Annotated in this window: 1 protein-coding gene and 1 pseudogene; both read left to right on the forward strand. The window is 54.9% G+C overall.

Annotated elements, in window-relative coordinates; all coding sequences use genetic code 11:
* Positions 1-423: pseudogene (locus DPQ25_RS14845) on the forward strand (hypothetical protein); the annotation flags it as partial.
* Positions 423-743 carry a DUF1064 domain-containing protein gene (locus tag DPQ25_RS14325; RefSeq protein ID WP_112333843.1) on the forward strand — a complete coding sequence of 107 codons (321 nt, stop codon included), beginning with the start codon at positions 423-425 and terminating at the stop codon, positions 741-743. The pseudogene DPQ25_RS14845 and the gene DPQ25_RS14325, both read left to right, overlap by 1 nt.
* Positions 744-884: the final 141 nt, after the last annotated feature.

Genomic DNA, 884 nt, shown 5'->3' on the forward strand with positions numbered 1-884 from the left:
AAGAATATACTCCCCCCTAAATCCCCCCAGGGGGAAGGACAGGCCGAGGACCTAACTGTTGAAACGGCAGGAGGAGCGGCGGAGGCCGCTATCCGACCCAAGACGCCTGTCCAGGGATTTGAGGAATTCTGGAAAGCCTTCCCCAAGAAGGCGAGCAAGGGCAGCGCCCTGAAGGCTTGGAACAAGCTCAGGCCGGGCAGGGAATTGCGCGAGAAAATCATGGCAGCGATTGAGCGGGCGAAAAAGAGTGAGCAGTGGAACCGGGAGAATGGGCGGTTTATCCCCTACCCGGCCACATGGCTCAATGCTCAGGGCTGGGAGGATGAGCTTGAGCCGCAGAACAAGGCAAAGGTTCAAACGACCTACGACATTGAGGCGTTCGAGCAATCGGGCGCGTTCGATGATTTGGACTGGAGGCCGTAATGAAGGCGTATGTTAGGCCGGCGAAGTATCACAACACGCCGGTTGAGGTTGACGGAATACGCTTTGACAGCAAGGCGGAGGCGGCGCGGTACGTACAGCTGAAAGCGCTGAGAGCATCGGGGCGGATTCTTTGGTTTACCCGGCAGCCGTCCTTCCTCTTGTTGGGAAACACCCGGTACAGGCCGGATTTCATGGTGTGCGATTCTTCCGGGCTGGTATGGGTGGAGGATGTCAAGGGCGTGGAGACAAAGGAATTTAAAATCAAGAAAAAGGACTGGGAAGCGCTTTATCCGGGTTTTGAATTGAGGGTGGTTAAGTGATCGAAGAAAAAAGAGGCCGGCGCTGGAGTTCATCAAGGGGGAACACAACATGAAAGACAAACTCACCTGCTCAAAATGCAGAAAAAAGGACACATCCGAATGTCCAATGGCAAAGGCTGAAAGAACGGTCACGGGAGAGTT

Source organism: Hydrogeniiclostridium mannosilyticum (assembly GCF_003268275.1).
Lineage (GTDB): Bacteria > Bacillota > Clostridia > Oscillospirales > Acutalibacteraceae > Hydrogeniiclostridium > Hydrogeniiclostridium mannosilyticum.

Coding starts and splice junctions, on each gene's coding strand:
- DPQ25_RS14325 (WP_112333843.1), top strand. CDS start 423: ATGAAGGCGTATGTTAGGCCGGCGAAGTATCACAACACGCCGGTTGAG.